Annotated in this window: 14 protein-coding genes and 2 pseudogenes; 6 read left to right on the forward strand and 10 right to left on the reverse strand. The window is 62.1% G+C overall.

Annotation, left to right across the window (positions count from 1 at the left end; genetic code table 11):
• Positions 1-5: 5 nt before the first annotated feature.
• The 9 genes and pseudogenes from KW835_RS13280 to KW835_RS13320 all read right to left on the reverse strand — a co-directional run bounded on the left by KW835_RS13280 (position 6) and on the right by KW835_RS13320 (position 8,412).
• A complete protein-coding gene (locus KW835_RS13280; RefSeq protein WP_218383090.1) occupies positions 6-800 on the reverse strand; it encodes a hypothetical protein in 795 nt (264 codons plus the stop codon).
• A 4-nt stretch (positions 801-804) separates the two neighbouring features.
• On the reverse strand, positions 805-2,805 hold the full coding sequence (locus KW835_RS13285; protein WP_218383091.1) for an RNB domain-containing ribonuclease: 2,001 nt from the start codon (positions 2,803-2,805) through the stop codon (positions 805-807).
• Between the two features lie 118 nt (positions 2,806-2,923).
• On the reverse strand, positions 2,924-3,361 hold the full coding sequence (locus tag KW835_RS13290; RefSeq protein ID WP_218383093.1) for a hypothetical protein: 438 nt from the start codon (positions 3,359-3,361) through the stop codon (positions 2,924-2,926).
• A gap of 29 nt (positions 3,362-3,390) precedes the next feature.
• Complete coding sequence (locus KW835_RS13295; RefSeq protein WP_218383095.1) at positions 3,391-4,728, reverse strand: type II toxin-antitoxin system HipA family toxin; 1,338 nt, start codon at positions 4,726-4,728, stop codon at positions 3,391-3,393.
• Positions 4,725-5,054: a helix-turn-helix transcriptional regulator gene (locus tag KW835_RS13300; protein ID WP_218383096.1), complete on the reverse strand. Its 330-nt coding sequence runs from the start codon at positions 5,052-5,054 to the stop codon at positions 4,725-4,727. The genes KW835_RS13295 and KW835_RS13300 overlap by 4 nt, the downstream gene beginning before the upstream one ends.
• 116 nt (positions 5,055-5,170) lie before the next feature.
• Positions 5,171-5,497, reverse strand: a pseudogene (locus tag KW835_RS13305) (DUF1643 domain-containing protein); the annotation flags it as partial.
• Positions 5,498-5,515: 18 nt separating this feature from the next.
• Positions 5,516-5,722, reverse strand: a complete 207-nt coding sequence (locus KW835_RS13310; protein WP_218383100.1) for a hypothetical protein — start codon at positions 5,720-5,722, stop codon at positions 5,516-5,518.
• Positions 5,719-7,146: a DUF3850 domain-containing protein gene (locus KW835_RS13315; protein ID WP_218383102.1), complete on the reverse strand. Its 1,428-nt coding sequence runs from the start codon at positions 7,144-7,146 to the stop codon at positions 5,719-5,721. The genes KW835_RS13310 and KW835_RS13315 overlap by 4 nt, the downstream gene beginning before the upstream one ends.
• A 39-nt stretch (positions 7,147-7,185) precedes the next feature.
• Positions 7,186-8,412: a hypothetical protein gene (locus tag KW835_RS13320; protein ID WP_218383104.1), complete on the reverse strand. Its 1,227-nt coding sequence runs from the start codon at positions 8,410-8,412 to the stop codon at positions 7,186-7,188.
• Between the two features lie 257 nt (positions 8,413-8,669).
• On the opposite strand from KW835_RS13320, the gene KW835_RS13325 reads away from it, so the two are divergent.
• From KW835_RS13325 to KW835_RS13350, 6 genes and pseudogenes are all read left to right on the forward strand, one after another.
• Positions 8,670-9,281 (forward strand): hypothetical protein, encoded by a 612-nt coding sequence (locus KW835_RS13325; RefSeq protein ID WP_218383105.1) that lies wholly within the window; start codon positions 8,670-8,672, stop codon positions 9,279-9,281.
• Between the two features lie 152 nt (positions 9,282-9,433).
• Entirely contained in the window at positions 9,434-9,673 is a 240-nt protein-coding gene (locus tag KW835_RS13330; RefSeq protein ID WP_218383107.1) for a DUF3717 domain-containing protein, read from the forward strand.
• Positions 9,674-9,719: 46 nt separating this feature from the next.
• Complete coding sequence (locus tag KW835_RS13335) at positions 9,720-10,118, forward strand: hypothetical protein (protein ID WP_218383109.1); 399 nt, start codon at positions 9,720-9,722, stop codon at positions 10,116-10,118.
• Positions 10,115-10,554 (forward strand): annotated as a pseudogene (locus KW835_RS13340) (DUF6283 family protein). Before KW835_RS13335 ends, KW835_RS13340 begins: the two are co-directional and overlap by 4 nt.
• Positions 10,555-10,676: 122 nt before the next feature.
• A complete protein-coding gene (locus KW835_RS13345) occupies positions 10,677-10,964 on the forward strand; it encodes a hypothetical protein (protein WP_255593519.1) in 288 nt (95 codons plus the stop codon).
• A gap of 7 nt (positions 10,965-10,971) precedes the next feature.
• Positions 10,972-11,433, forward strand: coding sequence for a hypothetical protein (locus KW835_RS13350; protein WP_218383111.1), 462 nt, complete (start codon positions 10,972-10,974; stop codon positions 11,431-11,433).
• A gap of 7 nt (positions 11,434-11,440) precedes the next feature.
• On the opposite strand, the gene KW835_RS13355 is transcribed toward KW835_RS13350, so the two are convergent.
• Complete coding sequence (locus KW835_RS13355) at positions 11,441-12,541, reverse strand: helix-turn-helix transcriptional regulator (protein WP_218383112.1); 1,101 nt, start codon at positions 12,539-12,541, stop codon at positions 11,441-11,443.
• Between the last annotated feature and the right edge of the window lie 89 nt (positions 12,542-12,630).

The raw sequence follows: 12,630 nt of genomic DNA on the forward strand, positions 1-12,630 counted from the left end.
AGGGGCTAACGTTCGGCCTTGGGCAGCACCGCCCGCCGCACCACCAGTGACATTAACGTGTCCGGCGACGGCACGAATCCCCTCTTCCGCTTGGCGCGCTTGACGATCTCAAATCGGCCCGGTGCTGATTCGCACACCAGGCCGAATCCCGGGGGAAGCATGCTCGGACCGATGAGGCCTTTGGGTGTGCAGTAGTAGGCAGACTGCGCAATAGCGCGGGACGCTTCCACTTTGACTGGGTTGGCCAGGTCCGCCCGGAAGTCAGCCACTGAAACTTTCACCTCCCACGCCGTGAGATCGGAGCTATCAGCCCGAGGACTCACCGCGCACGACACAACACCCAGACGGGCCTCGGCATGCAGCCCCCACTCCGCCAGGAAAGTTACGTTCTCCCACGTCATGCATTGACGCTCTTCGCGTAACCAGCGGGCCAGCCTGCCTGCGAGGGTGTGATGCACGTCGTTCGCGTCCCTGCGGCGATCGAGCTGGTCCTTGAGGGCCTTGAGGCCCAGGTCTGTGATGGCAAGTCGCGAGTAGGCAGATAGGGTGTTGTGGCGGCCATCCAAGGTCTCGCAATAGGCAAACCCTGCCACGATCAGGTCAAGATCAATAACCGAGAGTTCGGTCACATGGATGGGGCGCCCTTGCGTGAAAAAAAACCGAAGCCGCCGCTGGTGTGCCGGTTTCAGATCCTGCGACTCCATAGGCACCAACACCACGGGATTGGCGCAGGCCTCCCGCAGCCGCGCTACACCTTCGGACACAGCAGGCGCCGGCACTTCGGGAAGATCGTCCAGCATGGGCCTACCGGAGAGACGCCAAGGCCTTGGCGGCTGCGTTTCTCTTCGCCTCGTTCTTGGAGCTGGCAAACCCCGAGAACTCGACACGCTGACCGTCTTCAAAAACCTTCACGATGGCCTCGAAAATCGGAGGCTGAGCCTGCTTGGAGCGGATGTCGTACTCTGGGACAGCCCACTTGCGCTGTTGCGCACGCTCCTGCAACTCCCCCACCGGATTCGACCCCGCAGACGCCGCTGGCGCTGCCTGCTGAACGACGAACTCCTCCTGCAGACCAGGCAGGACCTCAGCGCTTGCGTTGGCCTCCGCCTGCTTCTTGGACGTCGCCGTGGCGCTCCCAGTCCGTGCTCCCAGGGGCGTGGCCACGCGCACGGTGACCGTGAAGTAAGGCGAGTGCGACGGCCCTGCCACCGTGTGCTGAAAGTCTGGAAACGCCCAGCTCCGGGCTTGGCAGAACTCCAGCAGCGCACCCTTCGGATTGGCGAGCACAGGCCGACCATCCTGTGCTCCGGTTGGGTCCGGCTCCGACCATCGGGCGGCAGGTGTTTCGCAGCCGAGCATCTTGGCCAGCGCATCGAGCACGGCCCCCTGCTCCGCATCGCGCTTGCGGGTTCCGCGCCCACGGCCGGTGAACGGCGTCCCGTCGCGGGATATCCTGCAAACACCTTCGAAGCCACCCGCCTGGGGCGTGGACTGGATGTCAGCGGTCAGCAGCGCCCCAGTCTGCGCGCCATGGTTGTACACATGCATCACTCGGCCCGGGGCCGCGACCACCCATTCGACAAAGCACGTGGCCAGATCGCGTGGCCACAGGGCGGGTGGCAAATCCGTGACAAGACCATCGACTACCTTGTCGGTAATGGTGTCTGCCCTCATCCGCTCAATCAGCTCATCTCTCAGGACCTCGGGCATTTGCTCCTGCTCTCGCGCGAGCTTGACGGCCTTGACCAACACTTGATCCGGAGCCCCCTTCAGGCTCGCTCGATCGAGTCTGTCCTCCGTCTCGCGACGAAGAACCTCCTTGTGATACGCCGAAGTGCCATCCTTGCGATCCGACAGCGTGGTGTTGATCCGCTCGCACAACTCCACCAGCTGGGCCTGGCTGTGCGCATATGCGCTGCCTTGCACAAAAGCTTTGACCTGGCGCACGTTGATGAGGTCGGGGTATCGCCGCAGCGGGGACGTGGAATGCGCATAGGCGGGAAGCGCCAGGCCGTAGTGTCCGGCCAGCGTCGGGGCATAACGCGCCCGTCCTACCGAAAGCCCCACGCGACTGTTGAGGGCTTCCATGTCGGCCGCGCCCGACTCCATCCAGGCCCGCAGGGACTCGGCCAGCACCTGGGACGGTGGCGCGGCGAGTTGCGGCTCATGGTTGCGGTAGACACCGGGGATGTTCTCGCGCGCCATGTACTGGGCGAGCTGCGAATTGGCGAGGATCATCAGTTCCTGGATGATCAGGTGGCCCACCATGGCATCAGCACTGGCTACCCGGATCAGTCGGCCTTCCTCGTCCGTCATCACCAGCTTGCGCGCATCGAAGAGCGCCAGCGCGCCCCGGCTCGCCCTGGCGTTGAAAAGACTGCTGGCGAGAGCGGAGGCAATTTGCAAACTACCTTGCAGTGGCCCTGCCCCTCCTTTGATGAGGCCGGGGATTTCACCGTAGGCCAAGCGGTGCGTCACGGTAACGCAGCAGAACTCGACAGAAAACTCCTGCGCTGCGGCGCCGGGGCCGAGAAGCAGACGCATGACCATGGCGGGACGCGCCTGCCCTGCCACCAGGGAAGAGCCGCCTTCTGATACCTCCAGAGGGAGCATGCGTTTGACAACGCGGTCGCGCGCATAAATCGATGCCGCAAGCGCGAGCGCTTCGTCATCCGTCTCGCTGCCTACCGGCACGGCCCCAGTGGGATCAGCGATCGCAACCAGCACTTCGATGTCCCCGCCAGGAACTTGGTGAACGGTGAACGCGTCGTCTATGTCGCGCGTCGATTCGGAATCAATGGTCACGAGGGGCAAGTTCGGTGCGCTGAGTGTCATAGGCTCGTAGGGACGGGAATGGGTGTTCTGAAAGGGTGAAAGGTGATCCGATGGCCGACTTCGTACGGGCGTTGAGGCCGCTAGCTTGCTACAGGAATTCGCCCGGGGTTGCCCCCGGCAGCGGAGAGTTCTGCGGCTTGGTGGCCTGTTTGGCGCGGATGGCTTCCAGCTTGGCCCAAACGCGGGCCAGCTCCCTATCGCCGGCCTCGTGCATGTCGATGCCATGAGCGCGACACAGGGCCGCAAGGGTGAGCATCACCCCACCCGCCTCCTGCGCAGCTTCGCCCACCGGCCTCCCAAAGACGTAGTCCACGAGCTGGTGCGCCTCCTCGCGCGTACAGCCAACCGCCTGCCCCAACTCCAGGGCCTCTTCCAGCATCCGGTGCGAGCGCTCCAACGTGTTGCCAGCGACCTTTGCGCCAAAGCACTCCAGCAACCAGGGCTCTACGCGATCTTGAAAGGAGGTCTCACCAAGGTTGCCACGCGGTAGAACGGCAAGGCTCTCCTGGGACGTTTGGGTATGCATGCAGGGGCTCCGTTTCTCGTGGATCAGTGTCAGCCCTTCGCAGCCGTCTTGGCCGCGCGCTGGCGCAGGCTCGCAATGGCGGGCGTCTCGTCGAAGTGCGTCAGCAGCCGCTTCTTTTGTTCGTCCAGTAGCGTGCTGGCTTGGATCATGTCGGGCCAAGCGGCATAAGCCTTTTTCACGGTGTCACGAACGATGGATGTGATCTTGGGCTCGGCGAGTCCCGGTACGGCATTCGCGAGATCCCGGACCGTCACGGGGGAGATCCGTTGGTGCTTTGGGCTGTCGGGAGTGAAGCGCAGTCCGTGCCCCTTACCCCTCAGGTAGGCGGCATACGCCACCACATCGTAGGCAGGCGATAATTCAGGCGAATAACTATCGATATATAGAAGCCCATAGTTTTTACAATGCCCGTCATAGTTGCCTAGGAGATCGTTGACCACCAAGCGACGGATCATCTCCTCTACCGCTGGCATGCCGAGTCCTGGGGTAGTCAAAAGGACGAGCGCGATCGCGGCGTAGTTTGCGCTGGGATGCTCGTATTTCAGCTCGGGCGGGATGTTCAGGACCTGGGCGAAGTCCTCGCAGTGAATGTGCTGGGTCCCTGCACGGTCAAAGCGTTTGACGGCCAGAAAATGCGTTTCCTGTCCCAGCACGAAAGGCTGGTCTGCGTGGATCTCGGAGACAGGCGCCAGGGCGACTTCGCACACCGTCACCCCCGCCTCACTCGCCAAGCGCAGGGACAACTCCTCGACCTGCGGGAGCAGCGGGAATTGAACTGTGGGCAGCTTGGCGATGATGTGAATGCCGTTCTCGTCTTTGGTCCGCTGCACGTATCGGCCACCAGACAGCACCAGGGCGAGCTTGGGCTGCACGCCTGACAGCGATGTGGCCTCCGGCACCGGCATTGGCGTGACGGTCATTTCAAGAGCGTCGTTGTGCTGCGTGACGACCCGCGCGATGCTCTCAGGGGTGTACGTGGCGGGCTGTACATACACGGCGCCGGGAAGGTCCGTGCCGCACAAGCTCAGCAGTCCAAAGTGATCGCCCTTGGACAGCTCGCCAATTCCCTCCAGGTGTATCCGCAGCGGGCCTTCGGGGAGCATGTTCTGAAAGAACGGAGGGAGTGTCTCACCCTCCCCATTGAAGAACGGCTGCTGGGCCGCTTCCATGAAGAACTTGATCCGGTCGTCCTCCGTGTCAAGCAGCGCATACTGGCTGAGCACTGGCATGTCGGCCGAGGTCCAGAACGCCTTGTCGGGCAGCAACCTCGTCATCGCCGTGGATCCCTCCCCATATTGGAAGAGCTGGCCGACAAAGCGGCGATCCTTGCCTTGTCCAAGAAAGACATCGAGCGCGCGGTACTTCATTCTTTCGATTCCTTGTTTTTCCCATCGGCGGCGTTCCTTTGCATCGTGCTGAGTCGCTGCTCAAGGGCAGACCTCACGGTGCGCTCTGGAGCCCGATTCGAGTTCTCGAAGGACTCGGCCGCTCCCTTTGGCATCAAGACCATTTCCAGTCCCAATGCATCAGCCACGGCCATGGCATTCGACAGGCGCGGGGACACCTTGCCGTCGAGCATCTGGCTCACCGCCAGGGGTGACAGGCCCGTCCTTTCGGCGATCTCTTTCTGTGTCACGCCGCGCTGTTCCTTGGCAGTAGTCAGCGTCCTAGAGAACTCGATAGGGGATTTCATAAGTTTCCTATAGGCATTTGCGCTGATCTTAACTAAAGTATAACTGCGCCTACAGAAATAACATATAAAACCATTGTTGCAAGCACGAAACTATATTTAAATATATAGTCAACGCATCAACCCCGGAACACCTCTACAGGGGTTGCATAGGCAAGCCGCAGGGGATGTAGCGGCAACCCGTCATCGGTGCGCCCCAGCGCCAGCGTCCGATACCCAGCCTTACGAACCATCTTGCTGACCTCCTGGGGGCGCGCGAGGCCCCGGCCCAAAGCCCCCCCAGGCCACCAGGCCACCATGACATCGCCCGTGCCCATGGCGCAGGCCTGCAAGATTCTGGAGTCATTCTCAGGGCCGACTTGATAGCGGCCTTTGCGCAGGTCAGCAGGGTTGGTCGCGATGAACGCGAAAGCATTGGCAAACACCAGTCCGCCATAGCCCATTCGTTCAGAAAACCCACGGCCTTAGCGCGCGGTCGGATCGCTTTTGACAATCCCCCGCTCTGTCACGCGCCCTGCCTGGGAGGGGTTGAACAGAATCCAGGGCAGCACCGGCTTGCCGGCGTCCCAGATGTGGACGAGCAGGTAGCGGAACTGCTCGCAGGGCGAGAACGCCCCGTAGAACGTCTCAGGCGCAGCCATTGCCGGAATGCCAGATTTCTTGAGACTCATGCGGAAGTCTGTTCGCAGTCATCGTGGGGAATCACCGACAGGATGACCAAGTCCTCGGCAAGCCCGTACTGCCCGCCACGGAGTATGCCCACAACTCGTCGGAGCACCTCCGCTCCTGTGTACTGGAGCGTCTCGCCACCAGCAGCCTCGGAACCCGTGCGCACGGTCGCGCGCAGACGCAGGACATCGCCGCACTGGAACTTTCGGTCATCCACGCGGATTTCGAAGAGCTTTCGGCCCGCGACAGTCTCCTGAAACACGGAGTCGTCCGTCTTCAGGTCGATCACGCGACCGGTGAGCGGCGCGTAGGGGACAGGCGGGCTATCGGGACGCTGATTGAGCGCCTTGTCCACCGCCGCTTCAAATCCTGAGGGCGTGTCGGGATGCTCGCCCACAATCCCCACGAACCGAACCCACTCCGCAGATTTCTGGCCAGGACCAATCAGGCGCTTGACGAACTCCCACCGCTGTACGGTGAGGGTGTCTGCCTTGCGCCGCGCGCGCAGGTTCGCAATGACCTTGTCACGGAACGCGATGGCACCATCGGCGAAGGAAAGCCTGTCTGCGGCTGTGAACATGGAGTTCTTCCAAACCTCATGAGGTGCGGTTCGGCTGTTGCTCCAGTCGGGCTCGCCAGGGGCTGGCTGCGCAGAGGGCTTCATCTGCCGCACAACGCAATCGCTCACCTCCTTTGCGTCCAGCACGAGCGGTGCTCCAGGCTCCACCGTGCGTTGAACTACATGGGTATCGCGCCGCACGAGTTCGTAGGCAATATCGTTCTGGGCCGCGTATACCTGTCCTTGGAGCGCTGCCATGGCGATGGAGCCGTCTTCGACCGTGGCGGTGTTTGCTTCGTCTTCCCACAGGTTCGCTGGTTCACCGCTCACGGTCTCCCATGCCGTATCGTTGTGGAGTTGAAAATGCTTCCCCTCGGCATAGAAGGTCAGGGCCGCGCGCAGCGCAAGCCGCTCCAGAGCCCAGCTGCCGCCTTCGATCTGCTGGGCGATCAGCTGCAACTCATTGGCCGCGTCCCGGGGATCACAGCCGCTGTCGAGCCACGCGATCACAGGCTGCAGCGCCAGGGAGCACAACGGGGACTGGCGCCCTTGCGCAAATGCCGCTTCAACGTCGGCCTGAGTGAAGTAGCGTTGCCCGTGCACCGTGTCGTCGCGCAGGATGCCCTCGGGAATAATAAGTTCGGCCGAAGCGCCAGCTCCCGCCAAGTCTGCGCGCACGTACGAGACCTCAAGTCCGCCTTGGGACTCACGGCACCACGTAACATCCGAACCGCCTGGGAAGGCCATGGAACGGTCCAGCGGGCTCTCCGTCGGATCCAACTGCAGCCAGATCTGGGCGGGGGCACTGTGATCCAGCGGTCCGGTTCTACGGCGGCCTGGGAGTGAGCGGGTATGGTCTAAGGTCATGGGAAGCATTCCGAAAAGTTTTGACGATGCGTGAAGGCTTTAGGCCTGCGTTTTTGCTGTTGCGGACTCCTGGCCGGCATCGAGCCAGCCCTGAACCTTCAGATGCGATACCGAGGTTTGGAGCTCTCCCTGGTATTGCCCGTGCTGTTTCACCTTGAACCGGGCCTGCAGGCTTCGACCCAATCCTCCGCGCACGATCTCCTGCGGACAGCTTGAAGCGTTCCAGATCACGCAATTTCCTCTGGGGTCGCGCAGGCTCACCATGTGGGAGAGGCCAAAGGGCGAGTTGCGGGCCATGACACGCTGAACAGTGAGGGGGCATTCCATGAACTGCCCTACCGTCCCCAGGTGCTCGGTGCCCGGGGGCAGGCCCAGGTCCAGCGGACGACTCATGAACGACGAAACGCCTGCCGCAGCGATCGCGAGGTGCTTCGAGTCGAGGGAAAGGCGTTCGCCTGCCAAGAGCAACTGCACGTTGCGGTCAAAGTCGCGTGTGTCCGTTTTCGCGGCGTACCAAGCCATCGTCTCTTGCGCACAAGCCCGGTGCTCCTCGTGCTGCTCACGGTAGCTGCCAGACAGATCGCGACTCTTGCGGCAGGCATCCGACAGGCCAAGGGCCGATGCGAAGGTCGGCTCCATGCCGCACTCCCGGGCCAGGCGCGATGAAACAAACCCGTCCCGCGCAATGCAAAAGCTCACGGCGGCCAGGAACTCTGCCGTGTTCACCGTATTGCACCGGCCCGAGCGCATGAACTCGTCCGTCTCACCATCGGCCCAGCTGACGACGCACGACATCTGGGCGAGGAACAGGGCCACAGCGGGGTCCACGCCAGTGAAGTCGCCCAAACAAGCCTTACCCACCTGCAAGTAGGCGCCGCTGCTGTTGTCGCGCAGGAGGAAGCTCTCCTTGCGCGCACGCTTCTTGTTGCAGTGCTCGCACGTGATGGCCGACCTGGAGCGCTCCTCCATAGCCTCTCTGTCGCCAGGAAGATCCGTCACGCAGAACATGGCGTTGCCACCCGCAAGTGCATCGAGCTTTCCGACCACTTGCCATGAACCCAGCTTCACGATCGGGAACTCCAGCCGCAGGCGCACCAGCGCCACAACGCTCGTGTCGCCAGGGCGCGCCGGCACGAGGAAATGAAGAGTCGAATCGCCGTCCCGGCCCTGCGTTTCCGCCCGCCGCGAGAAGAACGCGTCCTGTTGGTCGAGAACACGCAGTGCAGGCAGTCCGAATGCGGACGCTTTCTTGTTGAGTGCGGCCAAGCGCTTCTCAAACTCTGGCATCTGCCCGGGGGACACCAGCACATCCTGACTTTGCAGCGCGCTTTCTCCTTCGAGAAGTGGGCGGGTAAAGGGCTGGGGCTGTATAAGGACCTCCGAACACGGAACTATAGTGAAACCTGAGACAATGGCCCTTGCGTTGCCACAATGCATCATTCAACACTGGCACATTCTGAAACAAGGAACTTAGGTGCAGAATACCATCGACATTGCAAAAATGCACTGTGGAGTGTTACCAAATGCATCGAACTGCCGCCACAACCCCCTTTCAGCCAAACGACCGCGTCAATTGGCAGCACGAGAGCAATCGGCCCGATGCCGCCATGGTCTACGGCTATGGGATGGGGTTGCCGATCCCGGCAAGGGTTGTGAAACTGGGGGCTAAGCGCGTGCAGATCGAGCTAAAGACCAAACCCCCCTATGTGCGCGACTCCTGGTGGGAAAGCCAGCTCAAGTGGGTCGATGCCAGCACCCTCTCGCCCCGCGCATTGCCGTGCGCCGCTTTCAATGAACCCATGCAGCACGTGCATGAGGGCTTTGTCCTGACGGGATGGAAGCACCCCCATGGCCGCAGCCAGGTGTTCCCGAACGGCACGTGGTACGCCGCAGTGGCCGGATACACCTGCGGTGCTCCGTGCGCCACGGAGGAGCAGGCCGTGCGGGACGCATTGCACTGCCTTCTGACGGGGGGCTACCGCACATCCCTTCTTAGTTCAATCGCCGTTCGCGAGCACTGGATTGCCACCGGCCAGGACAAAAACGGCGTTGGCGCAGCCGAATTGCCCGAGCTGAAGGAACGTCTGGCCACCGTTGAAATGGCATTTCCACCACGCACCGAGCCTGCCGCATGAAGCCCCGCCATCCCCGACCACCACACACGGGATGGCCGCCTGGATTGCTGCAAGACGATTCACGCGGCCTGTCCCAGTGGTTCGCTAGCAGGCCGGAAGCCCGCTGGCAAGTGCGAAACGTGTGTGCAGAGATTGCAGAAAGAGCCAACGACATGACGTCCCCAAGCCCTGAAACCATCCACGTCGTGGAAATCGAGGCGGCGATCAACTACTGGCGGGCCCGCAGCCCATCGCCCGATGGCATTACCTTGGCAGCGCCACTGCGCGCACTCGCCGAGGTGTACGCTCTCATGGCGATCGGCCGCGCTACCGTGGCCGAGACCAAAGGTATCCCGCCCAAAGCCATGGCTGCGATCGAGGTATACCGAGCCCAGAGCACACCGCAGCCATGACCTACGCACCGACCACCCAACCAGCAATGCCCGAGGGCAGATCCACATGAACGAAGAGCAGGAGATCAAGCTGCAGGGCCTGCTGCTGAAGTTCGACGGCTTGCCAATCGAATGCGATGGCATGACGCGGGTGGTGTCGATGTACCTGGAGTCGGAAGGCATCCCGCACGAGATCCATATCGGGCGCCTGAGCGTGACGGGTATTGGCACCACCCCTGCCCACTTCTGGATAGCCTTCCCTGACGGCCGCATCTGCGACCTTCGCGCCCGGATGTGGCTTCAGGACAGCGCTGCGGTGCCCCACGGACTGTTTCGCCCAACCGAGGCCCAGGCGTACATTCAAACCGCCAAGATGGCGACAATGCCCTACTCCGAGACGTTGTTCACCATCCTTGCGTGGGCGCCGCTTGAGCACTTTCTTCAGCCAACCCTTGCACAGCAATGACCAGTCCCACAAAGCTTGCAAAGCGCGCGCCAGCGACGGTTCTCAAGGTCACCCCTGCGGGCCAGGATCACCAGGTCGTATCGCTCAAAAGCCAGTCCAAAAGCTACCGCAAGGAGCCTTGCCCGGGTTGCCCCTGGAAGACCGCCAATGCGGGGGACTTCCCTGCCGACGCGTTCAAGGTCAGCGCGAACACCGCCTACGACATGAGCACCCACGTCTTCTCCTGCCACGAGTCCGGCTCCCGGCACCCCGCCACATGTGCCGGGTTCCTGCTTCGAGGGGCGGACAACAACCTGTCGGTTCGCCTGTCCTACATCAATGGAAAGTTCCAGAATGACGTGACCGATGGGGCCACGAACTGTTCGATTCCTACCGTGATATGGCCGAAGCCAACGGCGTAAGCCCTGATGACCCGGTTCTCACACCTTGCCGCTGACAGCGACCGATGGCCTGCAGAACGAAGAACAATCCGCGCACCAGCCTGCTAGACGGCGCACTCATGGCATGCGCGAGGCCCAAGCCGTCTCTATGAAAAGACGATCAAAGAAACCTGATCGCATGGCCGCCGAGATCCAGGTCAGCGCCAACGGCGACACGGTCTGGGTCCACTCGGCGGTCGATGGGTCAACCATCGGTCGATTCAGCTCCCGCTTCGGCCTGGATGTGCACCGGACCGCGTCCCAGCAAATGGAGGGAGCAGCACAGTGCCTGCATTGCACCCACTACAAACCCACGCACGAGGACTGGCTGCTGTTCTGCGCTCTGATGTTGGAGCATCACCAGATCACAGTGGATCCAGCGCTGATCACCATCGGCACTGCCGGCGCTGAAACCGCTCCCACCTGAAACAATCATGGCCACCACCACCTCGCCCCTCACAGCTGACGTGCGCGCCTCACACCGCAAGGTGTGCGAGAGCTTCATGGACAGCCGGACTACGCCTTTTCGGCGGCAGGACCTCGCCGCCAAGCTCTACCCGCTGACCACGCCACGCTCGCGCGATCGCGCCGACATCCTCGCCAAGAAGCTGATGGACGAGCTTGCGAAACAGGGGCGGATCATCCGCCACGGGCACCTGCATTGGCAGCAGGTTTCCAAGAGCCGCAAGCTGCACAGCGGGCGCGAGGTTCCCGAGCTGAACAAAACGGTCACCATGAAGCTCGACACGCGCTGCCCGCAGAAATGGGCGGCCATCGATATGGAGTCTGGGGAGGTGTGGATGGGCGACTCAAAAGGGCTATGGACGCGTCCAACAACAGAGCAGATGGCCGAGCTGGCCGACCAACTGGCGCCGTCAAGGAATAAGAGGCGCTAGCCAGGCATCAACCGAGGTGCAGTGGCATCAAGAGCTGGACCAGGTCGATTTGCCGACTGCACCCGCTCTTTCGCATGAGGTTCCTCAAGTGGGTGCGCGCCGTGTTTAAAGTGCACCCCTGCAGCTTCGCGAAGTCCTTCAAGGTTCTGCCAGTGACGAGCACCAAAGCCAACCGGGCCTCACTTTCTGAGTAGCCCAAGGCCACGGACAGCCGCTCAGCGTCTTCCATCGAGCGCGGCTTCGTCCACACAAGAAGGGCCTGTGGGGCGGCGTGGACCTGTTGGGCGAGCACGTGCGTGGGGCGCAGCGGCAACACGCTGCAGAGCACGCTCATCCCCTTCTGCGCGACGCGCAGCACCGATGCTCTACTCGGCTCGCCACACGCACGGCGAATGCCCGCCAGCAAATCTGCATGCGCGTGCGGATCCGGCGCAACGAGCCTGCCATGGCGGACGCCGAGCCCCGCTCCTTCCGCCAGGTTCAACTGCGCAGCCTTGTTGAGGTAGCGAATCAACCCATCCGCATCGAGCACAGCCACACACTGGCCGAGCGAATCGATCGCGGAGAGTCCGGCCGAGGCATGCGAGGCTACGGTGGCCATACGGTTTCGCAGCTTCGTTGCTCGGATCAAGTCCGGCAGGAGCTGGGCGATCACATCGCGATTGGCAATTCCGTACGCACCGTGGTCTGCAGGCCGAATGATGCTGAGGAATTCGCGTGTCCTGCCGTCATCGAAGAGTGGCATGCACATCGTGTGCTTGTACCCCAGTGCTGGAAGCCAATCGGAATAGATGAAGCTGCTGGATAGCTGGCGCGACGAGAAGTGCTCATGGTCGTACATGACCTGCCCTACCTCCATGCCCATGACGACAGGCATGCGTTCATCTTGCTGGGCGTGGTGCAGCTCGTACTCCCGGATCAGGTCAGCCGGAAACTGCTCGTTCTGCATGCTGCTCACGACAGCAAAGGTGCTGGCATCCACCGCGAAGTTGTAGAACAGGGCTCCATCGTTCGCTTTGCGGATGGCCTCAAGGCCCAGGTACCACTCACGGGGGTCGATTACCCCCTCGTACAACCGATCCCTGATAGATGACAGATCCTGCGCCATAGTTGGTAGTGCTGACCCACCGGCGCAGCACAGGCGCCGACGTTCGCGACATATTGTTGCAGAGGGTGGGGAGTCTCAGGGTCGCTGCT

Origin of the sequence: Acidovorax sp. sic0104 (genome assembly GCF_019219095.1) — a bacterium.
GTDB lineage: Bacteria > Pseudomonadota > Gammaproteobacteria > Burkholderiales > Burkholderiaceae_C > Acidovorax.

Coding starts and splice junctions, on each gene's coding strand:
- KW835_RS13330 (WP_218383107.1), top strand. CDS start 9,434: ATGACGTCCCCAAGCCCTGAAACCATCCACGTCGTGGAAATCGAGGCG.
- KW835_RS13345 (WP_255593519.1), top strand. CDS start 10,677: ATGGCCGCCGAGATCCAGGTCAGCGCCAACGGCGACACGGTCTGGGTC.
- KW835_RS13315 (WP_218383102.1), bottom strand. CDS start 7,146: ATGACCTTAGACCATACCCGCTCACTCCCAGGCCGCCGTAGAACCGGA.
- KW835_RS13355 (WP_218383112.1), bottom strand. CDS start 12,541: ATGGCGCAGGATCTGTCATCTATCAGGGATCGGTTGTACGAGGGGGTA.
- KW835_RS13335 (WP_218383109.1), top strand. CDS start 9,720: ATGAACGAAGAGCAGGAGATCAAGCTGCAGGGCCTGCTGCTGAAGTTC.
- KW835_RS13350 (WP_218383111.1), top strand. CDS start 10,972: ATGGCCACCACCACCTCGCCCCTCACAGCTGACGTGCGCGCCTCACAC.
- KW835_RS13280 (WP_218383090.1), bottom strand. CDS start 800: ATGCTGGACGATCTTCCCGAAGTGCCGGCGCCTGCTGTGTCCGAAGGT.
- KW835_RS13310 (WP_218383100.1), bottom strand. CDS start 5,722: ATGAGTCTCAAGAAATCTGGCATTCCGGCAATGGCTGCGCCTGAGACG.
- KW835_RS13295 (WP_218383095.1), bottom strand. CDS start 4,728: ATGAAGTACCGCGCGCTCGATGTCTTTCTTGGACAAGGCAAGGATCGC.
- KW835_RS13300 (WP_218383096.1), bottom strand. CDS start 5,054: ATGAAATCCCCTATCGAGTTCTCTAGGACGCTGACTACTGCCAAGGAA.
- KW835_RS13325 (WP_218383105.1), top strand. CDS start 8,670: ATGCATCGAACTGCCGCCACAACCCCCTTTCAGCCAAACGACCGCGTC.
- KW835_RS13290 (WP_218383093.1), bottom strand. CDS start 3,361: ATGCATACCCAAACGTCCCAGGAGAGCCTTGCCGTTCTACCGCGTGGC.